This is a genomic window from Gordonia aurantiaca, assembly GCF_039939235.1.
Classification (GTDB): Bacteria; Actinomycetota; Actinomycetes; order Mycobacteriales; family Mycobacteriaceae; genus Gordonia.
In genome coordinates, this window is the sequence record NZ_JBDUUF010000001.1 from 468,252 (window position 1) to 492,179 (window position 23,928).

At 69.7% G+C, this 23,928-nt stretch carries 23 protein-coding genes; 11 read left to right on the top strand and 12 right to left on the bottom strand.

Going from position 1 to position 23,928, the window contains the following annotated elements:
• Positions 1–24: 24 nt before the first annotated feature.
• Positions 25–1,656 (top strand): acyl-CoA synthetase, encoded by a 1,632-nt coding sequence (locus ABFT43_RS02110; RefSeq protein WP_347958751.1) that lies wholly within the window; start codon positions 25–27, stop codon positions 1,654–1,656.
• On the opposite strand, the gene ABFT43_RS02115 is transcribed toward ABFT43_RS02110, so the two are convergent.
• A complete protein-coding gene (locus ABFT43_RS02115) occupies positions 1,653–2,939 on the bottom strand; it encodes an SLC13 family permease (protein ID WP_347958752.1) in 1,287 nt (428 codons plus the stop codon). The two genes, ABFT43_RS02110 and ABFT43_RS02115, sit on opposite strands and share 4 nt — an antisense overlap.
• A 32-nt stretch (positions 2,940–2,971) precedes the next feature.
• Positions 2,972–4,636 (bottom strand): MFS transporter, encoded by a 1,665-nt coding sequence (locus ABFT43_RS02120; protein ID WP_347958753.1) that lies wholly within the window; start codon positions 4,634–4,636, stop codon positions 2,972–2,974.
• A gap of 219 nt (positions 4,637–4,855) precedes the next feature.
• Here ABFT43_RS02120 and ABFT43_RS02125 point away from each other — a divergent pair, with 219 nt between their 5' ends.
• Positions 4,856–5,041, top strand: coding sequence for a hypothetical protein (locus tag ABFT43_RS02125; protein ID WP_347958754.1), 186 nt, complete (start codon positions 4,856–4,858; stop codon positions 5,039–5,041).
• A 25-nt stretch (positions 5,042–5,066) separates the two neighbouring features.
• On the opposite strand, the gene ABFT43_RS02130 is transcribed toward ABFT43_RS02125, so the two are convergent.
• The 4 genes from ABFT43_RS02130 to ABFT43_RS22660 all read right to left on the bottom strand — a co-directional run bounded on the left by ABFT43_RS02130 (position 5,067) and on the right by ABFT43_RS22660 (position 8,538).
• Positions 5,067–5,498, bottom strand: coding sequence for a DUF6918 family protein (locus ABFT43_RS02130; RefSeq protein ID WP_347958755.1), 432 nt, complete (start codon positions 5,496–5,498; stop codon positions 5,067–5,069).
• Positions 5,499–5,605: 107 nt separating this feature from the next.
• A complete protein-coding gene (locus ABFT43_RS02135) occupies positions 5,606–6,466 on the bottom strand; it encodes a MaoC/PaaZ C-terminal domain-containing protein (protein WP_347958756.1) in 861 nt (286 codons plus the stop codon).
• A 3-nt stretch (positions 6,467–6,469) separates the two neighbouring features.
• On the bottom strand, positions 6,470–8,224 hold the full coding sequence (kstD, locus tag ABFT43_RS02140; protein WP_347958757.1) for a 3-oxosteroid 1-dehydrogenase: 1,755 nt from the start codon (positions 8,222–8,224) through the stop codon (positions 6,470–6,472).
• A gap of 110 nt (positions 8,225–8,334) precedes the next feature.
• Entirely contained in the window at positions 8,335–8,538 is a 204-nt protein-coding gene (locus tag ABFT43_RS22660; protein WP_457590086.1) for a hypothetical protein, read from the bottom strand.
• A gap of 393 nt (positions 8,539–8,931) precedes the next feature.
• Between ABFT43_RS22660 and ABFT43_RS02150 the strand changes: the two genes are divergently transcribed.
• The 6 genes from ABFT43_RS02150 (at position 8,932) to ABFT43_RS02175 (ending at position 14,438) form a co-directional block, all read left to right on the top strand.
• On the top strand, positions 8,932–9,447 hold the full coding sequence (locus tag ABFT43_RS02150) for a nuclear transport factor 2 family protein (protein ID WP_347958758.1): 516 nt from the start codon (positions 8,932–8,934) through the stop codon (positions 9,445–9,447).
• 166 nt (positions 9,448–9,613) lie between these two features.
• Positions 9,614–10,561, top strand: coding sequence for an SMP-30/gluconolactonase/LRE family protein (locus ABFT43_RS02155; protein ID WP_347958759.1), 948 nt, complete (start codon positions 9,614–9,616; stop codon positions 10,559–10,561).
• 58 nt (positions 10,562–10,619) lie between these two features.
• Entirely contained in the window at positions 10,620–11,528 is a 909-nt protein-coding gene (locus ABFT43_RS02160) for an SDR family NAD(P)-dependent oxidoreductase (RefSeq protein ID WP_347958760.1), read from the top strand.
• Between the two features lie 48 nt (positions 11,529–11,576).
• Positions 11,577–12,821: a cytochrome P450 gene (locus tag ABFT43_RS02165; RefSeq protein ID WP_347958761.1), complete on the top strand. Its 1,245-nt coding sequence runs from the start codon at positions 11,577–11,579 to the stop codon at positions 12,819–12,821.
• An 8-nt stretch (positions 12,822–12,829) separates the two neighbouring features.
• A complete protein-coding gene (locus ABFT43_RS02170; RefSeq protein WP_131734866.1) occupies positions 12,830–13,150 on the top strand; it encodes a 2Fe-2S iron-sulfur cluster-binding protein in 321 nt (106 codons plus the stop codon).
• A gap of 1 nt (position 13,151) precedes the next feature.
• Positions 13,152–14,438 (top strand): NAD(P)/FAD-dependent oxidoreductase, encoded by a 1,287-nt coding sequence (locus ABFT43_RS02175; RefSeq protein WP_347958762.1) that lies wholly within the window; start codon positions 13,152–13,154, stop codon positions 14,436–14,438.
• 72 nt (positions 14,439–14,510) lie between these two features.
• Here the strand turns inward: ABFT43_RS02175 and ABFT43_RS02180 are convergent, their stop codons facing one another.
• The 5 genes from ABFT43_RS02180 to ABFT43_RS02200 are packed head-to-tail and all read right to left on the bottom strand — an operon-like array spanning position 14,511 to position 19,856.
• Positions 14,511–15,497: an alpha/beta hydrolase gene (locus tag ABFT43_RS02180; protein WP_347958763.1), complete on the bottom strand. Its 987-nt coding sequence runs from the start codon at positions 15,495–15,497 to the stop codon at positions 14,511–14,513.
• Positions 15,498–15,512: 15 nt separating this feature from the next.
• Entirely contained in the window at positions 15,513–16,793 is a 1,281-nt protein-coding gene (locus ABFT43_RS02185; RefSeq protein ID WP_347958764.1) for a CaiB/BaiF CoA transferase family protein, read from the bottom strand.
• Positions 16,790–17,893 (bottom strand): acyl-CoA dehydrogenase family protein, encoded by a 1,104-nt coding sequence (locus ABFT43_RS02190; protein ID WP_347958765.1) that lies wholly within the window; start codon positions 17,891–17,893, stop codon positions 16,790–16,792. The genes ABFT43_RS02185 and ABFT43_RS02190 overlap by 4 nt, the downstream gene beginning before the upstream one ends.
• Positions 17,890–19,047: an acyl-CoA dehydrogenase family protein gene (locus ABFT43_RS02195; protein ID WP_347958766.1), complete on the bottom strand. Its 1,158-nt coding sequence runs from the start codon at positions 19,045–19,047 to the stop codon at positions 17,890–17,892. Before ABFT43_RS02195 ends, ABFT43_RS02190 begins: the two co-directional genes overlap by 4 nt.
• Entirely contained in the window at positions 19,044–19,856 is an 813-nt protein-coding gene (locus ABFT43_RS02200) for an enoyl-CoA hydratase-related protein (protein WP_131734870.1), read from the bottom strand. The genes ABFT43_RS02195 and ABFT43_RS02200 overlap by 4 nt, the downstream gene beginning before the upstream one ends.
• A 190-nt stretch (positions 19,857–20,046) precedes the next feature.
• Between ABFT43_RS02200 and ABFT43_RS02205 the strand changes: the two genes are divergently transcribed.
• The 3 genes from ABFT43_RS02205 (at position 20,047) to ABFT43_RS02215 (ending at position 22,864) form a co-directional block, all read left to right on the top strand.
• The gene (locus ABFT43_RS02205) at positions 20,047–20,805 is read left to right on the top strand and encodes an SDR family NAD(P)-dependent oxidoreductase (protein WP_347958767.1); all 759 of its coding nucleotides are present in this window, start codon (positions 20,047–20,049) and stop codon (positions 20,803–20,805) included.
• Complete coding sequence (locus tag ABFT43_RS02210; RefSeq protein ID WP_347958768.1) at positions 20,802–21,212, top strand: VOC family protein; 411 nt, start codon at positions 20,802–20,804, stop codon at positions 21,210–21,212. Before ABFT43_RS02205 ends, ABFT43_RS02210 begins: the two co-directional genes overlap by 4 nt.
• Before the next feature lie 83 nt (positions 21,213–21,295).
• Positions 21,296–22,864, top strand: a complete 1,569-nt coding sequence (locus tag ABFT43_RS02215; protein WP_347958769.1) for an FAD-dependent oxidoreductase — start codon at positions 21,296–21,298, stop codon at positions 22,862–22,864.
• Between the two features lie 160 nt (positions 22,865–23,024).
• Here ABFT43_RS02215 and ABFT43_RS02220 read toward each other — a convergent pair whose 3' ends face one another.
• Complete coding sequence (locus ABFT43_RS02220; protein ID WP_347958770.1) at positions 23,025–23,822, bottom strand: SDR family NAD(P)-dependent oxidoreductase; 798 nt, start codon at positions 23,820–23,822, stop codon at positions 23,025–23,027.
• Positions 23,823–23,928: the final 106 nt, after the last annotated feature.

Here is a 23,928-nt window from a genome sequence, read left to right on the forward strand (position 1 = left end):
TCTTGAAAACGAGGAGCGCGCACGATGAAGTTCAACCTCGCCGATGTCTTCGAAACCGTCGCCGATTCGGTGCCCGAGCGGATCGCGCTCAGTTACCAGGGCCGCCAGATCAGCTACGCCGAACTCGACAAGCTCTCGAACCAGGTCGCGCACCTCCTCTCGGACAACGGGATCGGCGCGTTCGACAACGTGGCGCTGTTCCTGAAGAACAGCGTGGAGCACGTCACCAGCCTGCTCGGCCTCCTGAAGATCCGTGCGGTCCCGGTCAACGTCAACTACCGCTACACCAATGCCGAGCTGCAGTACATCTTCGACAACTCCGATTCGCGCGCGATCATCGTCGAGCTCCCCGAGCACCAGCGCAGCGTCGCCGCGATCCTCCCCGAGATTCCCACCGTCCGTACGGTGTTCGTCATCGGTGAGATCGTCGACGAGCTGCATCAGGCGGTCGCCGACCTGCCCGGCGGCCGACTCGTCGAGGTCGTGTCGTTCTCCGACTACGAGTCCGAGCCGGACCACCGCGACTTCGAGCCGCGCAACGGCGAGGAGCTGTACCTGCTCTACACCGGCGGCACCACGGGCTATCCCAAGGGCGTCATGTGGCAGCACGACGACTTCTTCCGCAAGCCGCTGTCCGGCGGCAACCCGTACGGTGAGGCGCGCAAGGACCTCGAGGAGATCGGCACGACGGTCAAGGACTTCCCGTCGATCGCGTTCCTGCTCGCGGCCCCGCTCATGCACGGCGCGGCGTCGTACTCGCTGTTCACCTTCTTCACCCTGGGCGGGCGCCTGGTGATCCAGCGCGACTTCGATCCGGCCGCCATCGTCACCGAGGTCGAGAAGGAGAAGGTCAACATCGTCCTCATCGTCGGCGACGCCATGGGCCTGCCGCTCGTCGAGGAGATGGAGAAGCGCAAGGACGAGGTGGATCTGTCGTCGATGTTCTCCATCACCTCCGGCGGTGCGATCTGGTCGCAGCACGTGCGCGACCGCATGCTGGCGGTGAAGCCGGATCTGGTGCTGCGCGACAACTTCGGCGCCTCGGAGTCGGGCAACGACGGCGAGATCATGATGGACGAGAACGGCCACCTGAAGGTGCCGCCGACCGACAAGATGATGGTCGTCGACGAGAAGCTCAACAAGATCGAGCCCGGCTCGGGCGAGGTCGGCTACATCGCCCGCATCGGCAACGTGCCGCTCGGTTATTACAAGGACCCGGAGAAGACCGCCAAGACCTTCCCGACCCTGCCGGACGGCACCCGCATCTCGATCCTCGGCGACATGGGCACGGTCGAGGCCGACGGCTCGATCGTCTTCCTGGGTCGCGGTTCCCAGTGCATCAACACCGGCGGCGAAAAGGTGTACGCAGAGGAGGTCGAGGCGGTCCTGCACGGGCACCCGGCCATCGCCGACGCCCTGGTGGTCCCGGTTCCCGACGAGAAGTACGGCCAGCGAGTCGCCGCGGTCGTCCAACTCGCCGAGGGAGCCGACGAGCCGTCGCTCGAGGACATCCAGGAGCACTGCCGACAGGAACTGGCCCGCTACAAGGTCCCGCGCACCGTCGTCTTCGTCGACGAGGTGAAGCGCACCCCGGCAGGCAAGGCCGACTACCGCTGGGCCAAGAACGAGGCGGCGAAGGAGAGCACCGCGGTCTAGCGCAGCTGCAAACCCGCCCACAACGCGACCACCGCCGCCCCGAGTGTCACCGGGACCGTCAGCGCCCCCAGGCGCAGGTACTCCCGGGACGTCGGGGCGGCGGTGTCCCTGTGCATGGTGTCCCTGTGCATGATCTCGCGCCACAACAGGTTCGCGAGCGAGCCGAAGTAGGCCAGGTTGGGGCCGATGTTCACCCCGAGCAGCATGGCCAGGACCAGGCCCGGGTCGTGGGCGACGAGTGGGATCAGCAGAAGCGTCGCCGGCAGGTTGTTGACCAGGTTCGCCAGGACCGCGGCCAGCACGGCGACCGTGAGGATGCCGAGCAACGTCGACGACGAGGGGATCAGACGCGAGATCCAGTCGCCCAACGGACCGTTGCGGACCGGCAGGATCACGACGCCCAGCGTCGCCACGAATCCCAGGAACGGGATGTTCACCGCGACCGCGGCGTCGCGCAGCGCCGGCAACGGTGAACGGATCAGCCCGGGCAGCGCGAAGATCGCCGCGCCGACACCGGCGACAACTGCGAGCGGCACCCCGAACGGCTCGGCGACCACGAACGCGACCAGCAGCAGGGCCAGCGCCACCAGCAGGAGAGTGGGTCGTCGGGGCGGCGCATCGGGGGTGTCGGGAGCCGGGACGTCGGGTGGCGTCGTCTCGCGCAACGCGTCGGCGAAGAACCAACGGAAGATCAGGTACTCGACGACGATCCCGGCCACCCACGGCGCGGCCATCAGCCCGGTGAACCCGAGAAAGCCCAGCCCGGTCGCCGAGAACGCCAGCAGGTTGGTCAGATTCGACACCGGCATCAACGTCGACGCGGTGTTGGCCAGATGCGCGCTGGAGAACGCGACCGGCGTGACCCGCGCGCCGATGTGCCGGGCGGTGGCGACCGCAACCGGGGTCAGCAGCACGATCGTCGTGTCGAGACTGAGGATCGCGGTGGTCATCGCGGCAACCACGAAAACGATGCGCAGCAGGCGGTGCGGGGAACCCCGGCTCCAGCCGGCCAGTACCGACCCCACCCACCCGAACACCCCCTCGCGGGCACACACCTCGGCGATCACCAGCATCGCGGCGAGGAACCCGATGGTGGGCGCCATGGTCACGACCTCGGCGACCGCCGCGTCGAGGTCGGTCAGACCGAGCGCGACGAGCAGAACGGCGACGGGGGCCGCGACCACCACGGCCGGGACGCGCTGCGCCGCAAGCGTTGCGGCGATGACCACGACGAGCGCGACGACGCCGACGAGGCATCCTGCGACGTTGTCGGTGGTGAGCACCGCAGAGAGGTTACGCGCAGGCGGGGACCAGGTCAGTCGCGGGCGAGGGTGTCGTCGCGGTCGGGATCGAGATCACCGGTCTTGTCGATGTACACCGGTCCCTCGACGACGCGACGGGGTGTGATCCACACCAGGACGACGGCGCTGACGAGCATGATGCCGCCCAGGATCAGCGACGCGTGCTCGAAGGGCACGTCGAAGGCCGACTGGCTACCCTCGGCGATCCTGTCGGCGAGCTCTTTGGATTGCGCCTCGAGGTTGTCCACGACGACCCGCGCCTCGGCGAGGGACCGCCCGATGAGCGTGGCGGCCTGCTCGGCCTGGGCGATGGTGGCCTCGCCACCCGCCACGTCGCCGGCCGCGACCTGCTGCTGTCCGGCGGCGGTGAGCTGTTCGCGCGCGAGATCCGCGGTGGGGCCGATCCGCGCCTTGTATCCGGCGGCGACCATCGAACCGGCGATCGCGATGCCGATGGCCGCGCCGATCTCGCGGGCCGTGTCGTTGATCGCCGACCCGACGCCCTGATTGTCCAACGGCGTGTTGGACATGATCGCGGTGGTCGCCGGCGCGGAGGCCATGCCGATGCCGATCGCGACGACCGCCAGGATCAAGGCCAGCGTCAGGTAATCGCCCACCCGGATCAGGCCGAGGAGGGTCAGGCCGATACCACACAGCAGCGCGCCGCCGGCGATCACGAATTTCAGCGAATCCAGCCGCACCGCCAGCCAGTTCGACAGCAGGGAGAACACACCGACGCCGGCGACGAACGGCATGAGGGCAACCGCGGACTGCAGCGGCGAGTACCCGAACACCAGCTGTAGCAGTTGCAGGACGAGGTAGAACATGCCGAACGAGGCGAGGAACTGCACCGCCACCGACAGGGAGCCCGAACCGAATGCCCGGTTGCCCAGCAGTCGCACATCGAAAAGCGGTGATGCCGAGCGCAGTTCGACCACGACGAACAACGCCGCCAGCAGCACGCCGCCGATCAGGCAGATCAACACCAGGGCGTCGTCCCAACCCCGGTGCGGGGCTTCGAGGAGACCGAAGACGATGCCGGTCACGGCGAGGATCGAACAGACGCTGCCCGGGATGTCGAACCGCCCCGGATCACTGTCCTTGCTCGTGCCGATGGTGAAGCACAGTGCCGCCGAGACGGCCGACGACGCGGCGAAGGTGATGAAGATCGAATGCCAGGAGAAGAATTCCAGGAGCAGGCCGGTCACGAGGAAGCCGGCGATCGCACCACCGCCGGCGACGGCCGACCAGATGCTGATGCCGAGGGCGCGCTGACCGTCGGGCATCCCAGAGGTGATGAGCGACAACGTCGTCGGCATGATCAGTGCGGCCGCCGCGCCCGCGAGGCAGCGGGTGAGGATCAGCTGTTCCGGGCCGTCGACCCAGATCGCGGCCAGTGACGCGAGGCCGAACAGGATGAGGCCGACGATGAGCACCTCGCGGCGTCCGAGGCGGTCGCCGATCGCGCCCGCCGGGAGCAGCAGGGCGGCCAGCGCGAGGGTGTAACCGTCGACGATCCAGGTCATCTGACCGGCGTCGGCGCCGGTGTCGACGGCGATGTCGGGGAGCGCGGTGTTGAGGGCCGCCATCGCCGCGACCACCATGCTCACCGAGAGGCAGGCGATGAGGACGAGCCACGCGGAGCGCCAGTCCATCCGGATGCCGTTCGGCAATTTCATGATTCGCCCCCGCCGTCGATGGTGTCTTCGTAGGATGCCAGGGTTGCCGATCGCCGCGTTGCGGTTTCGTTATCGCGACACGCGCGGGGGGAAATTCCGCAACGTGGGTAACTTGTGCCACATTTATCACTGCAGTACCACTCTCGGGTCAACCGGCTGTGGGACTGCGGACCGCAACGGTCGAAGTCGACCCCGGACAATCGAAAGTGGTGACAGGTCATGGCCTCACCCCGCATCGCGTCGGACCCCGTCGGACCCACTTCCGTCGCGTCCACGACCGCGGTGTCGTCGAACACCACCGAGATGTCACCGGCCCGCGTGCACGTGTGGCGAGTGCTGTCCATGCTCGCGGCGCTCATCGGTGTCATCGTCGCGCTCGTGGTGATCGCGTCGTCGGCGGTCTGACCGCCGACGACGCGATCCGCGCACGCTACTGCGCGTGCTTCTCGATGGTCGCGCCCACGCGCGGAAGTGCGGCGACCACGTAGTTCTTGGCCTTTCCGCGCAGCGAGTTGTAGGCCTTCGCCAGAGCCGGCTTGGCGGTGTCGGCCTGGGCGTCGGTGACCGCCAGCAGCGCCTCGGCCGCGGCATCGCCGTTGGCCGAGAGATGATCGCCGAAGGCGACTCCCGCCGGCTTCGAGTCCCAGAACGGCGCCAGCGCCGTCAGGAAGTCCTCTGCCAGCTGATCCGTGGCGCTGTGCACCACGTTCGGCTTCACCTTCTGGACCGCGGCGTACGCGGTCTTCACAGCGGCGCCGCTCAGACCCGACTGGTCGGCAACCTCGGCGTCGATGACCCCGACCAGGTCGGTCACCAGGGCGCTGCGGTTGTCGGCGAGAAGGGGCGTCAGCGAATCGCTCATGCGGTCTCCTTGTGGATATGCGACGTAGTGGTCCACGCGGTCCGATTGCCGGACCGCGTGGACAGAGTACTGGCCCCCGGTGACCGCGCAAGGCGGCCGCGGGGGTGTCAGCTACGCGCGCACACCACATTGCCGAGGGCCTTCGCGCCCTCCCGTTCGACCACGCTCGCGGTCGCCAGCAGGCGGGAACCGTCCTCCCACACATCGACCTGCAGCGTCTCGCCCGGGAACACGATCCCGGCGAAGGAGGCGGAGAAGTCGGCCACCGCGGTGACGTCGCCGTCGAGCAGCTCGTCGACGATCGCGCGGCACACCGATCCGTAGGTGCACAGGCCGTGCAGGATCGGCCGCGGGAACCCTGCCCGCTCGGCGAACCCCGGGTCGGAGTGCAGCGGGTTGCGGTCACCGCACAGGCGGTACAGCAGTGCCTGGTTCGGCAGGGTCGGCACCGTGAGACGGTGGTCGGGTGCGCGGTCGGGGTAGGCGACCTTCTCCGACCGGCCGCGCTCGCCTCCGAAACCTCCCTCGCCTTTGGCGAAGATGGATGACCTTGCGCTCCACAGGGTCTCGCCGGAGTCGTCGGTGGTGACCGACTCCTGGATGATCACCGCAGCCGATCCCTTGTCCTGGATCTCGGCGATCCGGGTGCGGGTGGTCGCCTTGCCGCTCGGTGGCAGGGGCCGGTGCGCGGTGATCCGCTGGCTGCCGTGCACGACCTTGGCGAGGTCGATGTCGACACCCGGGAAGGACACCCGCGGCGGTTCGGTGGCGTGGAACGACGCTGCGACGGTCGCGAACGTCGGCAGCACCTTCGGGGTCGAATCATGCACGTAGGCAAGGGCGGTGGTGTCCATCGGGTCGGCGGCCGCGCCCACCGCGAGGTGATACAGCGCGACATCCGATGCCGACCACTCGAACGACACCTCGGGCAGCTCGGCTCCGACGGCGACAGCGGGATCGATCGGCATGGCTCAGGCTCCTGTCTGTGGGGTCGTGACCGGGGTGGACTTGCCGGCGGCCTTCTCGGCGATGTCGCTGGCGGCGAGGTATCCGAAGACGATCGCGGGACCGATGGTCGCGCCCGGGCCGGCGTAGGTGTGGCCCATGACCGGGGCGCTGGTGTTGCCGGCGGCGTAGAGGCCCTCGATGACAGACCCGTCGGCACGCAGGGCGCGACCCGCGGCGTCGGCGTTGATCCCGCCCTTGGTGCCGAGATCGCCGGGCACCATCTTCACCGCGTAGAACGGCGGCTTGCTCACCTCACCCAGACTCGGATTCGGCTTGTTGGTGATGTCGCCGTAGTAGTGGTCGTAGCCGCTCTCGCCGCGGTGGAAGTCCTCGTCGACGCCGGAGCGGGCGAACCCGTTGAACCGCTTGGTGGTCGCCTCGAGCTCGTCGGCTGGCACGCCGATCTTCTCGGCGAGTTCACGGATGCTGCCGGCCTTGACGACCACGCCCGAGTCGAACCACTTCTTGGGCAACGGCTGTCGTGCGTTGATGCCGGCGAACAGGTACCGGTTGCGGCAGCGCTGATCGAAGATCAGCCACGACGGCACGTTCTCGCCCGGACCCTCGCCGTGGCCGAACTCGCCACCGTACATCCGGTGCACCGCTTCGACATATGGCAGCGACTCGTTCATGTAGCGCTTGCCGCGCATGTTGACGATGAAGGTGCCCGGCACCGAGCGCTCCGACAGCGCGAACCACGGACCGCGCGGCAGCGGGATCGTCGGTCCCCACCAGGCGTCGTCCATCAGCGAGACCGCGGCGCCGATCTTGAGGCCCGCGTTGATGCCGTCGCCGGTGTTGCTGGGGGCGCCGGTGGTCCACTCCGAGCCGATGGGTTCACGCTGGTACTTCTTGCGCATCTCCTCGTTGTGCTCGAAGCCGCCGCAGGCCAGGACCACGCCGTGGCGGGCGCGGATCTCGAACTGCCTGCCCTCGGACTCGGCGACGACACCGACGACGCGGTCGCCCTCGGTGATCAGGTCGACCAGTCCGGTGTTGAGCCGCAACGGGACCCCGGCCTCGCGGACGCCGATGAGCAGCTCCGCGGCCAGCGCCGCGCCCATCGCGATCAGCTTCTTGCCGCGGCTGCGTGCCCAGAAGAAGCGGGCGCCGACCTTCGCCATCCGCAGCGGACCGCGCCAGTGCCGCATGCCGGTGTTGAGCCACCGGTAGTCCGACTGCAGCACGACCATGTTCAGCGGCGCCTTGGTGTACTGCGGATGCAGTGTCTTCAGGTCGTCGCCGAGGCGGCGCGCGTCGAACGGGCGCGGCTCGATCGACCGGCCCTCGAGGCGGCCGCCGGGCGCCTCCGGGTAGTAGTCGGAGTAACCCTTGACCCACTCGAGGTCGAGGGGAGCGTGCTCCATCAGGAAGTCGAGGGCCTCCGGGCCGCGGTCGATGTAGGCGTCGATGCGGTCGGCGGGGGCGTGCTCACCGATGATCGCGTGCACATACTCACGGGCCTTCTCCGGCGAGTCGACGACGCCGTCACGGCGCAGCACCGAGTTGTTCGGAATCCAGACGCCGCCGCCCGAGCGCGAGGTGGAGCCGCCCCAGTAGGGCGACTTCTCGATCAGGATGGTCTCGAGGCCCTTGTTGGCCGCGGTGATCGCGGCACTCATGCCCGCACCGCCCGCACCCACGACGACGACGTCGTAGGTCTCGGGTTCGGCGCCGGTCTGCTGTGGGCTGGTCTGTGGATCGGTCGAGCCGGCCATGGGGTCCCCTTCGTGCGACGCAGCTGTAACGTGTTCTACTCCCTGAATTAGAACACGTTACAGAAACGGAATGCCAGGGTGGGCGACGGTCGAGGTCGCCGGGGTCGCGCTCAGCTCGCGGCCGAGGTCACCGCGACGTCGGCCGGAGCCCAGAATGCGCGCATCGAGGTGATCAGGCCGTGGTCGTCGAAGGCCATCACGTCGATCGGCTCGATGACGATCGTGCGGTCCGGCAGTGACGTGGTGACCCGGAAGCGGAATGCGGCCTCGCGGCCGGCGGCCCGCAGGGTGAGGAGTTCGGCCGTGGTCTCCACGCCGTCGAGGCCGCGGAGAACTCCTCGATCTGCTCGCGTCCGATCCTGGGGTCCGAGCCCACCGGGTCCTCGAGGCGGGCGTCCGGCGCGTACAGGGCGGCGACATCGCCGGACCGGCCCGTCGAGATCGTCGTGAGATAGCGGACCACCAGGGTCTCGATGTCGGGTCCGGATGCGGTCGTCATTCGTTGTCTCCTTCGCGGGTGCACCATGTCACGCGGTCGACGCGGCGCGACGGGTACGTGCATGCTCCGTCCGGGGGCGGGTCGCGCGGGCGTGCGCCGTCCGCTGAATGGGAGAGAGGCCGGAGCCCGGGCCGATACGCCGGTGTTCTTCCCGGTCAGCGGAAACGCGCGGCGCCACCGGCCCGCCCCGGGCATAGCGTTCGCGACCATGACGAACACATGGACCCGTGAAGAACTCGAGAACGTCTACCAGTCGTGGTTCACCGCGATCAACCGTGCCGGTTCCGGCGAGGGGAGCTGGAAGGACTTCATCGATCTCTTCACCGACGACGTCGTCTACGTCGAGCAGATGGCCGGCGAGCTCGAGGGCAAGGACGCGGTCTGGGCGTGGGCCGAGCCGTCGCTGGCGCAGTTCCCCGGCGATCACACCGTGGCCTTCCCGGAACGCTGGCACGTCATCGACGAGGTGAACGGCGTCATCGTGACCGCGCTCGAGGACGTCATGAAGGACCCGGGCGACGGCTCCCGCTTCGCGGCGACCCACATCAGCGTCCTCACCTACGCCGGGAACGGGAAGTTCTCCCGCGAGGAGGACGTCTACGACGTCACCTCGTTCCTCGAGCTGATCAAGTCCTGGGGCCGGCGCGCGATGGAACTCGGCACGCTCGACGAGACCCAGCGCGCATGGTTCGCCCAGGTCTACCCGGAGACCGTCCCCGCCTGATCCGAGGGCGGTCCACTGAATGGGAAGGGTTCGACCACCCCGTCGGAGGCCGTCCTACTGTACGTCTCGTGCACGCCGTGTGACCCAGTTCACTCAAGCCTCGCGCCCGCTGCTGACGCATTGGCGCACAACACATGTCACCAATCGACCTTCCGGAGGTTCACCGATGAGCAGTCCCGTCGACGCCGTGGCGGCCGCCGTCTCGGCAGCTGGCGCACCCACTTTCGAGGCCCGGAGCACCTCCGCCGGGTACTCCTGGCCGGAGTGCCCGCGCTGGCACGACGGGGTCTTCTGGTTCTCCGACATGTACACGGGGACCCTCAAGACCCTGGACGCGGAAGGCAACGCGACCGTCGTGGTCGACGCGAATGCCCGCGCGGCCGACACCGACGTGCCCATCGTGCTCGGCGGCTTCGGCTGGCTGCCGGACGGCCGGCTGATCGTGAACTCGATGCACGAGCAGAAGCTCCTCGTCCACGGCGGGGGAGGCCCCGATGACCTGAGTGTCTACGCCGACCTCTCGGAATTCGCGATCAAGGCGGTCAACGACATGGTCGTCGACGCCGACGGGCGCGCCTACATCACCCAGCTCGGCTTCGACCTCTTCCAGGGCGAGACCCCGATCACCTCGCCGTTGATCGTGGTGGAGCCGGACGGGACGGTCACCAAGCCGACGGACGTCCCGGAACTCATGTGCGGCAACGGGATCGCGATCAGCGCCGACGGGTCGAAGCTGTTCGTGGCCGAGGTGATGGCGCAGAAGATCACCGTGATGGACCGCGCCGCCGACGGCACGCTGTCGAACGCGCGCGACTTCGCGAGCTGCCCGTTCATGCCGGACGGCATCGGACTCGACGACGAGGGCGGCGTGTGGGCCGCGCTGCCCGGCGGCGGCTACGTCGCCCGCTTCACCGAGGACGGTCTCACCGACGCGGTCCCGATGCCGCTGGAGCAGGGCATCGCCTCGGCCTGCCTGCTCGGCGGACCCGACCGCAACACCCTCTACATGACCGTGGGATTCGAGGTCTTCGACTTCGAGAAGTCCGCCCGGGAGGCGCTCGGCTCGATCTGGACCGCCGACGTCAAGCACCACGGCGGAGCGACCCGTCCCTGACGCGGCTCACCAGCCGACGACATCTCCTGATCCCGACCCCAGAACCGAGGACGACAACATGACCACAGAACTCGATTTCACCGGCCGCGTGGTGATCGTGACCGGTGCCGGCCGCGGCATCGGCCGCGCGCACGCACTGCTGCTCGCCTCGCGCGGCGCATCGGTGGTGGTGGGCGACCTGGGCGCGACGACGGACGGTTCCGGCGTCGAGTCCGGCGACCCGGCCGCCGATGTCGTCGCGGAGATCACCTCCGCCGGTGGCCGCGCCGTCGCGGTGAACGCCGACGTCACCACCGACGAGGGCGCGAATGCGCTTGTGGACGCCGCGATCTCCGATTTCGGACAGCTCGACGCGGTGATCAACAACGCGGGCATCGTGCGTACCGCGCCGTTCCGCGAGGTTCCCGACGAGGAGTACCAGCGTCACCTCGACGTGCACTACCTCGGCCCGATGCGTCTCCTGCGTGCCGCCTGGCCGCACCTCGTCGAGTCGCCGGCCCCGCGCGTCGTCAACACCATCTCGCAGGCGATGCTGGGCAACCCCGGCATGGCGCACTACGGCGGCTCGAAGGGTGCGCTCTTCGGACTCACCCGCAACCTCGCGCTCGAGGGCCTCGAGTCGGGCGTCAAGGTGAATGCCATTGCGCCGGGCGCGGGTACGCGGATGGCCGAGGCGGCCGCCGACACGCTCTCGCCGGAGATCATGGAGTACATGCGCACCCAGTTGCTGCCGGAGCACGTGGCACCGGTCGCGGCGTACCTCGTGCACCCCTCGTGCGAGACCACCGGCGAGGTGTTCAACGTCGCCGGCGGCATCGTCAACCGCCTGGCGCTGGTCAACACCGTGGGGATCCACGATCCGGCGCTCACCGTCGAGACGGTCGCCGAGAAGTGGGACCAGATCATGGCCATCACCGGCGACGCGATCCCACAGGTGGTCGCCCCCGCGCAGATGCCGGTGTCCTGACCGGCATCCGATGTAGCGCTGCACAGCCCCCGACACTGGAGTACACACATGAGCACAACCGAAGCCGACCCGACGACGGTCAGCACCGAATACCCGTTCGAGGCGGTGCCGCCGGGAGAAGCCGCCGCCCGGTTCGCGGCGATCGCCGCAGATCGCCCGATGTCGAAGATGACTATGCCGTTCGGCGGGGACGTCTGGGTGATCCATCGCAACGCGACCGCGCGGGAGATGCTCGGTGACCCGCGCTTCGTCCGAGAGCCCTTCCGCACGGGCGAGCGTGTGGTGCCGTACTTCGTCGAGTTCCCGGACTTCCTCCGCTCGACCCTCCAGTTCGAGGATCCGCCGCACCACACCAAGCTGCGAAAGCTGCTGCAGCGCTCCATCTCTCCCAAGCGCGTGAAGGCGATGCGGGACTCGGCGGTGGCCTACGCCAACGAGTTGATCGACACGATGATCGCCGACAAGGGCGACGAGCCGATCAACCTCGTGCCCGAATACGCTGTCGCCCTGCCGATCCAGATGATCAGCAATCTCCTCGGCGTGCCGTCGGAGGACCGCGACAAGTTCCAGAAGTGGAGCTCGGCGACGCTGTCGACGTCGAACATGAGCGAGGAAGAGGTCATGACCAACATGACCGAACTCTTCGGCTACATCTTCGAACTCATCGAGCGCCGCCGCCAGGAGCCCCGCGAGGATCTCATCAGCGACCTGGCCAACGCCCGTGACAAGGACGACAGCCTCACCGACGCCGAGATCCTGCCGATCGCCATGCTCCTGGTGATCGCCGGATTCGACAACACCGCCAACTTCATCTGCTCGGGCGTACTCTCGCTCCTGCGCAATGCCGACCAGCTCGAGATCTTCCTGCAGGACCCGGACGGCGTGGCCCCGACCGCGGTCGAAGAGGTGTTGCGGCACGGGCGATTCGCCCTCGGCGACACCGTGGCCGGCGGTGGCGGGCTGGTGCCGTTCGTCGCCACCGAGGACGTCGAACTCGACGGACAGGTCGTGGCGGCCGGCGAGGCCATCCTGGTCGACCCGGCGGCGGTCAACCACGACGGCGTGGCGTTCGAGCACGGCGAGGTCTTCGACGTGCGTCGCGAGAACAACCCGCACCTGACGCTGAGCTACGGCCTGCATCACTGCCTGGGTGCGCCGTTGGCGCGCATGGAGATGCAGGTCGGCCTGGCGGAGCTGTTCAAGCGGCTCCCCGGCCTGAAGCTGGCGGGTGAGGCGGTCGTCGACACGACCAACCTGACGCTGCCGATCGTCGAAGTCCCCGTCACCTGGTAGGAGTAACCGTGCCGAAGGTGTTCTACACCCAGCCCGACGGCGTCGAGAAGATCATCGACGGCGCGGTCGGGGACTCGGTGATGGCGACGGCCGTCCGCAACGGCGTCACCGGGATCGTCGGACAGTGCGGCGGTTCGCTGTCGTGCGCGACCTGCCACGTCTATCTGGACCCGGCCGAGATGGGCAATTTCCCGGAGCCGGTGGAGGACGAGGAGGACATGCTCGAGTGCACGGCATCCGATCGTGAACCCAACTCGCGGCTGTCCTGTCAGCTGATCCTCGCCGAGGGCGTCGACGTCCACGTCGTCATCCCGGACGAACAGGTCTGACGTGGCGGGTGAACGAGCCGGCGCTCCCGTCCCGGAGGCGCCGGTGCCCTCCGGTGTCGGGGTGGTGGGCGCGTCGCACGCCGCGGTGGCGCTGGCCGACGGCCTGCGCAGCGCGGGGTACACCGGTGCGATCACGCTGATCACACATGAATCCCACCTGCCGTATCAGCGGCCGCCGCTGTCCAAGGCCCTGCTCAAGGGCGAGGCGACGGTGGACTCGCTTCGGCTGCGGGACGCCAAGTACTACGAGGACAACGGGATCGAGCTCGTCCTCGACACCGAGGTGACCGCTGCGCGACGCATCGGCGACGGGTACACCCTGGAACTGTCGAGCGACGGCCGCACGAGCCAGCGGACCTTCGACCGGTTGGTGCTCGCCACCGGGGCACGGGCTCGCACCCTCGATCTGCCGGGGGCCGAGCACCCCGACGTCGTGGTCCTCCGCGACCTCGGCGACGCACACGGTCTCCTGTCCCGGCTCGGGGCGGGACCCGTGGCGGTCATCGGCGGCGGGTTCATCGGCCTCGAGGTGGCGGCGACCGCCCGCGCGCTCGGGCTCGACGTGACGGTGATCGAGGCCGCCGACCGGCTGTTGGGGCGGGCCGTCGGCCCGGCGACCGCCGAGACCCTCCTCGACGCCCACCGGGCGATGGGCACCGCGGTCGAACTCGGCGCGGTGCCCGAGGCGGTGGTCGGTTCGGACGACCGCATCGTCGGTGTCCGCCTCGACGACGGCCGGATGATCCCGGCGACAACGGTTCTCGTCGGCGTGGGGGCGAACCCGCGGATCGAGCTGGCCGAGCAACTCGGGCTCGAGTGCGACGGCGGCGTGGTGGTGGACGATCGCTGCCTGGCGTCGGACGGGCGGACCCTCGCCATCGGCGACTGTGCCGTGCACGTGTCCTCCACGGGTCGCAGGTACCGCCTGGAATCGGTGGACAACGCCACTGAGCAGGCCGCGGTCGCTGCGAGCGTGATCGCCGGCACCGAGGCCCCGCGGCGTCAACCGCCGTGGTTCTGGTCGGACCAGGGCGATCAGAAGCTGCAGATCGTCGGCCTGGTGGGCGGCCACACCTCGGTGCTGGTGCGAGAGGACCCCGACCGGCCGCGGCGCAAGGTCGCGCTCTATTTCCGCGACGACGAGCTGATCGCCGCGGAATGCCTCAACTCGCCGGCCGACTTCATGGTCCTGCGGTCGGCGTTGGGCCGTGGTCTCCGGCCGTCGCGCGATCTGCTCGCAGACACCTCGGTGCCCTTGAAGAAGCTCCTGGCGCCGGTCCGCACCTGACCCCGTGGTGCGCGGGCGCCCAGGATGATCGGGGGAGCGCCGTGCCGCATCCACGGATGCGGCACGGCGTGCTCATCCGACCCGGCACGCGAAGCGCGCCGCCACCAGCGCCCCGACCTCGGCCATCGCCAACCGTGCCCGAGCGACCGATGCGGTCTGCATCGCGAAACCGTGTCCCACGCCCGGATACCGGAGCTGGGCGACCTGGACACCGCTGCGCCGCAATCGATCTCCGTAGGCCTCGACCGAGTCCCGAAGAGGGTCGTTGGCGCCGATGGCGATGATCGCCGGCGGCAGGCCGGCGAGTGACTCGGCGATGGCGGGCGTGCCGTATTCGTCGTCGCGCGAGGGATCGTCGCCGAGGTACATGTTCTTCATCCAGTCGATGTCCTCGGCGGTGAGGAACACGCTGTCGCCGAACTCGCGCATGGAGGGCGTGTCGGCACGCCGGGCGACGCCCGGATAGAACATCACCTGCTGGGCGATCGCAGGGCCGTCGGTGTTCCGGCTGCGCAGCGCGGTGGAGGCGGCGAGTCCGCCCCCGGCGCTGTCTCCCCCGACACCGATCCGGTGAGGGTCGATCCCGAGGTCGCCGGCGTTGCGGTGGGTCCATTCCAGCGCCGCGAAGGCGTCGTCGTTGCCCACGGGATAGCGGTGTTCGGGCGCCAGTCGGTAGTCGACGTTGACGATGACGGCGCCGGTGGCCGCCGCGACATCGCGGGCGAGCCGGTCGAACGAGTGCAGCGACCCCATGATCATCCCGCCGCCGTGGTACCAGACCAGGGCCGGTGCCCCGGTGGCCGGCGCCTGCTCGGGACGGTAGATGCGAACGGGGATCGGTCCGTGCGGACCGTAGGCCGCGGCGTCGACGACCTGCGCCATCTCCGGTCCCGGCGGGCGGACGATCGACTCGAGCGACTCCCGCACGGCCTCGACGCCGCGCTGCCACGACGGCTTCACGCCGAGCGACCTCATCCGGTCGATCATCACCTCGACGTCGGGGTCCCAGGCCGACCCGTCACGTGACGCGTCGGGGGTGGTGATGTCCTGCTGTGTCATGCGGTGACCTCCGATCTAGCCCGTGCCGAAGACCCCGGCGTCGCGGAGTTCGTCCAGCCGGGCCGGCTCGTAACCCATGGCCTCGAGCACCTCTCGCGTGTGGGCGCCCTTGGCGACCGCGGGACGGGGCTCCCGGTGCCCAGATCGGCTCAACGAGATCGGCACGCCGACCCCTCGGTAGTCCTCCGACTCGATGAAGAGCCCGCGGTGACGGACCTGCGGGGAGGTCAGCGCCTCGTCGACGGTGTTCACCGAGCTGGCGGGCACGCCGACGGCCTCGAGGCGGTCCGCGAGATCGGCGCGGTCGTACTCGGCGATGCGTTCGCCGAGGAGTTCGGCGAGCAGTTCCCGGTGCGCGTGGCGATCCCTGTTGGCGGCGAAGCGCGGGTCGTCGGCGAGTTCGGGCATGCCGAGGGTCTCGACCAGTGAGCGGAACTGGCGGTCGTTGGCCGCGCTGACGAAGAAGTCACCGTCGCGGGCCGAGAAGACCTGGTAGGGCGCCACGGTGGGGTGGAAGTCGCCGGTCCGCCTGGGGACCCGTCCGTCGGCGATCCAGTTGGCCGCGTGCGGGTGGAGGATCGAGATGACCGAGTCGAGGAGCGTCACGTCGACGAGCTGGCCGCGGCCGGTGCGCTCACGCTCGAGGAGCGCGAGCAGGATGCCGCTGACCGCCAGGTTGGCGGCGACGAGATCGACGATGGGCACGCCGACGCGGAGCGGGTTCCCGTCCGGGTAGCCGTTGATGCTCATCAAGCCGCCGAAGGACTGCAACACCGCGTCGTAGCCGGGGAGCCCGCCCATGGGGCCGTCGACGCCGAAACCGGTGATCCGGCAGTAGACGAGCTCCGGATGGCGCTCGGCCAGGACCGTCTCGTAGTCCAGGCCCCAACGCGCCATGGTGCCCGCCTTGAAGTTCTCGATCACCACGTCGGCGCCGGCGACGAGATCGGCGAGGATCTCCAGGCCCGCCTCCGATCGCAGGTCGAGACAGATGTTCTCCTTGCTGTGGTTCAGGCTCTGGTAGTAGGCGCTGCTCGCACCGTCGTCGGTGAAAGGCGGTCCCCAGCCCCGGGTTTCGTCTCCGGCCGGGGCCTCGACCTTGATCACCTCGGCACCGTGGTCGGCGAGGCTCTGCGCGCAGTAGGGGCCGGCGAGGACCCGGCTGAGATCGAGTACGCGCACGCCGGTGAGGACGCCCTTGCCCTCCGCGGCGTCGGCGGCGCGCCACGCCGCCCGGGGCGTCACCCGTCGCTGCCCGTCCGATGCCGAGTCGTCCACGGGGAGTGTCGTGGTCACTGTGCCTGTCCTTCCGCCGATGCCGGGAGTCGTGTCGCGTCGCCGACGGTGCCGGTGATCAGGTCCCACGGGTCGAGTCCGTCGTCCAGGATGCGTCCGGCAAGGCCGGAAGCCCATTCGCGCTCGGTGCCGTGACGGTCGCGCCACGTCCACAGCGCGGTGGTGAACCGGCCCAGCGAATGCTCGGAGGTGAACCCGATCGCGCCGTGGATCTGATGACCGGCCGCCGCGACGGCGTGACCGTAGAGCGAGGTCACCACCTTGGCGGCGGCGGTCGAGACCTCCGCGAGGACCGGGTCGCCGTCGCCGGCGGCGACGGCCCGCGACGAGGCGACCTCCATCATGGTCGCCAGCGCGGCCAGCGTGGCGAGTCTCTGCTGCACGGCCTGGAACCTGGTGAGCGGACGGCCGAACTGCACACGCTCCGATGCGTACTGCACCGTCCGGTCGCACACTGCGCGCGCCGCGGCGGCGAGCGCCGCCGCGTAGACGAGGGCGCCCCGCTCGCGCAGTCGCTCGGCGTCGACGGGGGTCTCGGCGACCCCGATCGCCGGGACCCGGTCGAGCGTCACGTCGCCGATCGACGCCCCGAGGAGGTCGGCCCCGGCGCTCACCGACACACCGGGGTGATCGAGCGGGAGCGTCGCCACCTGTGCGGGGCGATCGCCGTCGCCGGGTACCAGGGCCACGACCACCGACGCCGCCGAGACGTGGACGACGTCGCGCAGGACGCCGGTGACGTACGCCTGCTCGCCGTCGGCATCCAGGGCGAGGTCCGCGTCGGCGACCGCGATCGTCGCGGTCGCGTCCGGGAGTTCGTGGCCGGCGGAGCCGGCCAGCCACGCGGCCAGCATCGCGTGTTCGGCGTAGGGGACCAGCGCACCGCTCTCGGTGATCGTCGTGAGCACGGACATCGCGTCCGCGGTGTCGCCGCCGTGCCCTCCGGCCGCTTCCGGGACGTCGATCGAGGTGAAACCCGACTCACGCAGCGCCTCCCACAGCGCGTCGTCGGTGTGCTCGGCCGGTGTCCGGGTGTCGATCTCGATCCGCTCGATCATCGAACGCACTGCGGACACCAGGTCCGCCGACATCTCGCTCATCGAATCCCCAATCCGCGCGCCACGATCCCGCGCAAGATCTCGTTGGTGCCGCCGCGCAGCGTGAAAGCCGGTGTGTGCAGGACGCTCTGGGCCAGCAGACGCTCCATGCGCGAACCGCCGGAGCGCCGTGCCGCGACTCCCGAGGAGCTGCGGATCGCGTCGACCAGGTCGCCCTCGAACGTCGAGCCCAGGTCCTTCACCATGGCGGCCAGGACATCGGGGCGCCGCCCGGCCGACAGCTCGTCGGCCACCTGCAGCGACATCGACCGCAGCGCCCAGGCGCGCGCGGTGAGCGTGCCCAGCGTCACGCGCTGTTCCTCCGTCGCGCCGTGCGTGCGCAGTTCGTCGGCCCAGGCGCGCAGCAACGGCATCGTGCTGAGGTAGCGCTCGGGTCCGGAACGCTCGAAGGCCAGCTCGCGCATCACCTGCGACCATCCCTTTCCGCGCTCGCCCAGCAGAGCCGACGAGTCGACGACCGCGTCGTGGAAGATGACCTCGTTGAAGTGGGCCTGCCCGTCGATGCTCTCCAGCGGACGGATCTCGATGTCGGGGTGGGGGAGGTCGATGACGAGCTGGGACAGACCCTCGTGCCGGTCCTCCGGGCGACCGTCGGTGCGCGCGAGCAGCACCATCGCGTGGGCGAGATGCGCACCCGTCGTCCACACCTTGGTGCCGCTGATCGTCCAGGAGTCGCCGCCCGCGACGGCGCGGGTCCGGACCGCGGCGAGGTCGGAGCCGGCGTCCGGCTCGCTCATGCCGATCGCGAAGAACGACGTCCCGGCCGCGATCCCGGGCAGGTAGCGCTGCTTCTGCTCCTCGGTGCCGTTGGCGAGGATGCCCGGCGCCATCTGCCGGTCGGCGATCCAATGGGCGGCCACCGGGGCCCCGTGGGCGAGTAGCTCCTCGGTGATCACGAACCGCTCCGTCGCGGTGCGCCCCCGGCCGCCGTAGGCCTCCGGGATGGTCATCCCGAGCCAACCGCGCTCGCCGAGCCTCCGGCTGAACTCCGGGTCGAAACCGGTCATCCAACTGTCGACATCGGGTTCGAAGGCGCCGCGATCGATCTCGTCGCGCAGGAAGGCTCGGACGCCGGCGCGCAATGCCTCCAGGTCGTCGCGGGTGACGGCCCGCGTCTCGGTGATGGTGCCCGTCATCTGCGCTCCGGCCCCCGGGAAGACCAGGCCTGCTTGCCCTTCCGCGACATCGACCACATCTGCACGCCGCGCTCGATCTCGAGCGCCGAGGCCCAGCTGACCGCCGGCGGGCCGAGCTCGAGGCGGGCGCTGTTCATGACCCGCCGGGTCAGCTCGGGGTCGCGGGCGGCCGGTCCGGTCAGCCCGTCGACGAGTGCCGGCAGCTCCTCCGCCGGTGCCGCGGCGTAGGCGAGCCCGCGCGCCACGGCCTGCTCGCCGGTCAGGCTCTGCCCGCACGCCGCCAGCGCGATCGTGGTGGACCAGCCGACCGCTCGTCCGAGCAGGGAGAGATGGCCTCCGCCGGGGTGGATGCTGCGTGCCAGGAAGCCGCTGTCGAGCACGGCGTCGGGGGTGGTCACCATGATGTCGGTCGCCATGGCCAGGTTCAGTCCGGCACCCACCGCGCCGCCGATCACGACGGAGATGGTCGGTACGGGCAGGCTTCCGACACGGACGAATGCGCCGTACACCGCCGACGTCCGCGCGACCGCCTCCGGCGAGGCCGGGTCGGCCGACGAGCTGGCCAGGTCGCGGGTGTCGGCCCCACTGCAGAAGTACTGCCCCGCGGCGTCGACGACGACCACGCCGACGCTCGTGTCGTCGGCGACCCGATCGCAGAACTCCTCGATGGCCGCGGCCATCTCGAGGTTGATCGCGTTCTTGCGCCGGGGGTTGTTCAGGGTCAGTCGCGCCACGCCGTCGGTGAACGAGGTGAGAATGGCCGGACCGCCGGCCTCGGCGGAGGGGGTGGGTGTTCCTTCGGTGGTCATGCGCCGAACGTACAAGAGCGGATGCGCGGCCGTATCCGATTCGACCGCTGGGTGGGACGTCCGCGCGGAGGGGATCGGTCACCCGCTGAGTGGGAAGGGTCCGCTCGCCGGGGATCGCTTCGGCGCTACGGTGCGGCGGACGGCGATCGGCACGCGACCGTGCGGCGGGCGCCGGCAGAAGGAGGACCAGTTGTTCGAACTGACAGGGCGGATCGCATTCGTCAGCGGAGCCGGCCAGAGCGTCGGCGAGGGGATCGCGAAAGTGCTTGCCCGGCAAGGCGCATCGGTCATCGTCAACGACCTGCACGCCGAGCGCGCAGAGAAGGTGGCGGCCGGGATCGTCGAGGAGGGCAACCGTGCGGTCGCGGCGCCCTTCGACGTCACCGACTTCGACGCCACGCGCGACGGCATCCGCGCGGCGGAGGCCGAACTCGGCGGCCACGTCGACATCCTGGTGAACAACGCGGGCGTGGCCGAAGGCCGGGTCATCCGCCCGTTCCGCGAGCTCGAGCCGGAGGACTGGCGAGCCCCCATCGACCTCAACATCTTCGGTGCGCTCAACTGCATCAAGGTGGTCATCGACGCGATGTGCGACACGGGGTTCGGCCGGGTCATCCAGATCTCCTCGGGCTCGGCGCGCACGGGGCAGAACATCAACCAGACGATGTACGCGACCGGCAAGAGCGGCATCGAGGGCTTCATCCGCCATCTCGCCGCCGAGACGGGCCGGTACGGCGTCACCGCGAACATCGTGGCGCTCGGTCACCAGAAGAACCTCGAGGAGAAGATGTCTCCCGAGATGGTCGAGGCCATCCTCGAGACGATCCCGATCGGCCGGTTGGGAGACCCGATCGAGGTGGGCGCCTTCTGCGCCTACCTGGCGTCGAACGAGGCGGCCGGGATGACCGGGCAGACACTCGACTTCAACGGCGGATCGCAGACCCGATGACGGCCGGCGAGGTCACCTTCTCGCTCGGCGCGATCCGGGTGGGGGACCTGGACAGGTCGCTGGACTTCTACACCGGCGGCTGCGGTTTCGTCCTGGAGAAGAGGTTCACCACGCCTGCGTTCGAGGCGGCGATCGTACGGGTGGGCGTCGCCGGCGTCGAACTCATCGTGCCGCACGGGGAATCTGCGACGGAGCGCCCCGATCACGGGAACATGCTGCAGAAGTTCGTGCTGAACACCCCGGACCCGGCGGCGGTCATGCGTCGTGCGTGCGAGTTCGGCGGTTCGGAGGTCTCCCCGGCCACCGAATATCCCGCCTACGGGATGACGATCGGGGTGCTCGCCGACCCCGACGGCTACCTGCTGGAACTGGTGGGCCGCACCGCCGATCCGGCCGACCCCCGCTGAAACGACCGGCCCGTGCGACACGGGCGAGAACACACGCGTCGACAGCGTTGCGACGCGACAGAAGGATACGGAGTGTCAGGGCTATGACATGGGATGACAGCTATGACGTCGTCGTCGTCGGTTCGGGTGGTGCGGCGCTGGCCGGCGCTCTCGCGGCGACCCACCGCGGGCTGACGGTCTGCGTGGTGGAGAAGACCGACCGCTTCGGCGGCACGTCCGCCTATTCCGGAGGGAGCGTGTGGCTTCCGGGCAACCACGTCCTGCGCCGCGACGGTGTCGACGACTCGGTGGAGGAGGGGCTGACCTACTTCCGGGCCACGGTCGGGGACCGGACGGATGCCGACGTGCAGCAGACCTTTATCGAGACCGGCCCCGAGGTGGTCGAGTTCCTCGAGAACGAGGCGGGGATCCCGCTCGAGCACCGGCCGTTCCCCGACTACTTCGCCGCACCCGGGCGAAAGGACTTCGGACGCTCCATCTTCGCCAAGGCCATCACCGCCGAGGAGGTGGGCGCGCGCATCGACGACGTCCGGCCGATGGTCCCGACCGACCAGTTCGGCATCGAGATGGACCGCTCGGTCCTCGACGGCGGGCAGGCATGGATCGCGCGAATGGTGTTGGCACTCGACGAGTCCGGCCGCGCCGACCTCCGGCTGATCACCGCCGCGCGGTCGCTGGTCACCGACGAGTCGGGCCGGGTCACCGGTCTGGTGGTCTCGGGTCCGGACGGCGAGCAGCGCTTGCAGGCCCGCGGCGGCGTCCTCCTCGCGGCCGGCGGTTTCGAACGCAACGACGACCTCCGTCGCGAGTACCAGCACATGCCCACCGGGGAGTGGACCTCTTCGCACCCGGCGACCGGCTCGGGGGACGCGTTGACGATGCTGAGCGGCGTCGGGGCGAAGCTCGACCTGCTCGACCAGTCGTGGTGGTGTCCGGCGACCCTCTTCCCCAACGGGCACGCCGTGTTCACGCTCGGGCTGCGCGCGGGCATCATCGTCGACGACACCGCGGAGCGGTTCGCCAACGAGATGCTCCCGTACGACCAGATGGGCCGGGCGATGCGCGAACGGATGCTCGCGGGCACCGGTGAGCACTTCTGGTACATCTTCGACAACCGCTTCGGCGACGACCTCCCGGCGATCTGCGCCCCCGCCCCCGACCGTCAGGCGATGACCGAGGCCGGGCTGTGGTTCACCGCAGACTCCCTGGCCGGACTGGCCGGGCTCATCGGGCTGGACCCGCAGGCGCTGGGCGCCACGGTCGAGCGCTTCAACGGGTTCGCCGAACAGGGCGCCGACGCGGACTTCCACCGCGGCGAGGACCCGTACGGCCGGTTCTTCCTCGGCGCACAGTCCGCCGCGCAGTGCCTGGCGCCGCTCGACGGAACCCGCTTCCACGCCGTGCGCCTCGTGCTCGGCGACCTCGGGACCAAGGGTGGCGCCGTCATCAACCGGGACGGGGCGGTCGTGCGCGCCGACGACGGCGAGCCCATTCCCGGCCTGTACGCCGCCGGGAACTCGACGGCGTCCATCTCCGGCGAGGTCTACCCGGGTCCGGGCACGCCGCTCGGATCGGGAATGGTCATGGCGTACCGCGCCGTCGCGGACATGGCCGGCCGGGTTGTCGAGGCAGGGGCCGCGGCCACGTCCTGACAGGTGAACCGACGAGGCGGCCGGTGGTGTGGGCGTCCCGCCACCGGCCGCCTTTTGTTCTGTGCCGACGGTATTCACATGTGGCTGCCGGCCGCCATCGGTGTTCACATGTGGCTGCCGCCATCGCTGTTCACATGTGGCTGCCGGCCGCCATCGGTGTTCACATGTGGCTGCCGCCATCGACGCGCACCTCGGTGCCGCTGATGAACGCCCCGTCGTCCGAGGCCAGCATCGCGACCACGCCTGCGACGTGATCGGGACTCGCCATGCCTGGGATGCGCACGGCGTCGGACGCGGAGTGCTCGACGCGCACGACCGGCTGCATCTTCATGAACAGGGACGGGTCGGCGTCCTCGGGGAGTCCGGGCGCAGCCGTCATTCCCGAGGAGATGCTGCCCGGCGCGACCGACACCGCGCGCAGGCCGTGCTTGGCGTACTCCAGGGCGATGGCGTGGGTCATCGCCTGCACGCCTCCCTTGCTGGCCGCGTAGGCGGCCATGTACGGGTGGGCGAAGCTCGCCGAGGTGGAACTGAAGTTCACCACCACGCCGCGACCCGACGCGATGAGCGCCGGCAGGCTCTCGCGGATCATCAGGAACGTGCCGGTCAGGTTGACGCGGATGACCTGCTCCCAGTCCTGCAGGCTGAGCTGCTCGGTGTGCGCGCTGCGGAGGATGCCCGCCGCGTTCACCAGGACGTCGAGCCCGCCGAGGTGATCGGTCGCGAAGGCCACGCCCGACCTCACCGACTCCTCGTCCGCGATGTCGACGACGCGGACGGTCAGTCGCCCGTCGTGACCACCCTCGATCGCCGTCGACGCGAGGGAATCCAGCTGCCCGGCCGAAATGTCGGCCGCGACCACGTCGGCGCCCTCCGCGAGCAGTCGGAGCGCGGTCGCCCGGCCGATCCCCGAGGCCGCACCGGTGACCACGACCCGCCGGTCGCTGAATCGCTTCATTCGTCTCTCCTCCACTGACCAACACTGCCTTCCGGCCCGCGGGAGCGCCGGCCGGATGAGCTCATGCTTCCGCGGACGGGGGCCCGGGCGCAGCGGGTCCTCCCAC

What these genes read in the sequence shown, in the direction of transcription:
- ABFT43_RS02110 (WP_347958751.1), top strand. Translation starts at nt 25, where the DNA reads ATGAAGTTCAACCTCGCCGATGTCTTCGAAACCGTCGCCGATTCGGTG.
- ABFT43_RS02120 (WP_347958753.1), bottom strand. Translation starts at nt 4,636, where the DNA reads ATGAAATTGCCGAACGGCATCCGGATGGACTGGCGCTCCGCGTGGCTC.
- ABFT43_RS02125 (WP_347958754.1), top strand. Translation starts at nt 4,856, where the DNA reads ATGGCCTCACCCCGCATCGCGTCGGACCCCGTCGGACCCACTTCCGTC.
- ABFT43_RS02130 (WP_347958755.1), bottom strand. Translation starts at nt 5,498, where the DNA reads ATGAGCGATTCGCTGACGCCCCTTCTCGCCGACAACCGCAGCGCCCTG.
- ABFT43_RS02135 (WP_347958756.1), bottom strand. Translation starts at nt 6,466, where the DNA reads ATGCCGATCGATCCCGCTGTCGCCGTCGGAGCCGAGCTGCCCGAGGTG.
- kstD (WP_347958757.1), bottom strand. Translation starts at nt 8,224, where the DNA reads ATGGCCGGCTCGACCGATCCACAGACCAGCCCACAGCAGACCGGCGCC.
- ABFT43_RS02150 (WP_347958758.1), top strand. Translation starts at nt 8,932, where the DNA reads ATGACGAACACATGGACCCGTGAAGAACTCGAGAACGTCTACCAGTCG.
- ABFT43_RS02155 (WP_347958759.1), top strand. Translation starts at nt 9,614, where the DNA reads ATGAGCAGTCCCGTCGACGCCGTGGCGGCCGCCGTCTCGGCAGCTGGC.
- ABFT43_RS02160 (WP_347958760.1), top strand. Translation starts at nt 10,620, where the DNA reads ATGACCACAGAACTCGATTTCACCGGCCGCGTGGTGATCGTGACCGGT.
- ABFT43_RS02165 (WP_347958761.1), top strand. Translation starts at nt 11,577, where the DNA reads ATGAGCACAACCGAAGCCGACCCGACGACGGTCAGCACCGAATACCCG.
- ABFT43_RS02180 (WP_347958763.1), bottom strand. Translation starts at nt 15,497, where the DNA reads ATGACACAGCAGGACATCACCACCCCCGACGCGTCACGTGACGGGTCG.
- ABFT43_RS02190 (WP_347958765.1), bottom strand. Translation starts at nt 17,893, where the DNA reads ATGAGCGAGATGTCGGCGGACCTGGTGTCCGCAGTGCGTTCGATGATC.
- ABFT43_RS02195 (WP_347958766.1), bottom strand. Translation starts at nt 19,047, where the DNA reads ATGACGGGCACCATCACCGAGACGCGGGCCGTCACCCGCGACGACCTG.
- ABFT43_RS02200 (WP_131734870.1), bottom strand. Translation starts at nt 19,856, where the DNA reads ATGACCACCGAAGGAACACCCACCCCCTCCGCCGAGGCCGGCGGTCCG.
- ABFT43_RS02210 (WP_347958768.1), top strand. Translation starts at nt 20,802, where the DNA reads ATGACGGCCGGCGAGGTCACCTTCTCGCTCGGCGCGATCCGGGTGGGG.
- ABFT43_RS02215 (WP_347958769.1), top strand. Translation starts at nt 21,296, where the DNA reads ATGACATGGGATGACAGCTATGACGTCGTCGTCGTCGGTTCGGGTGGT.
- ABFT43_RS02220 (WP_347958770.1), bottom strand. Translation starts at nt 23,822, where the DNA reads ATGAAGCGATTCAGCGACCGGCGGGTCGTGGTCACCGGTGCGGCCTCG.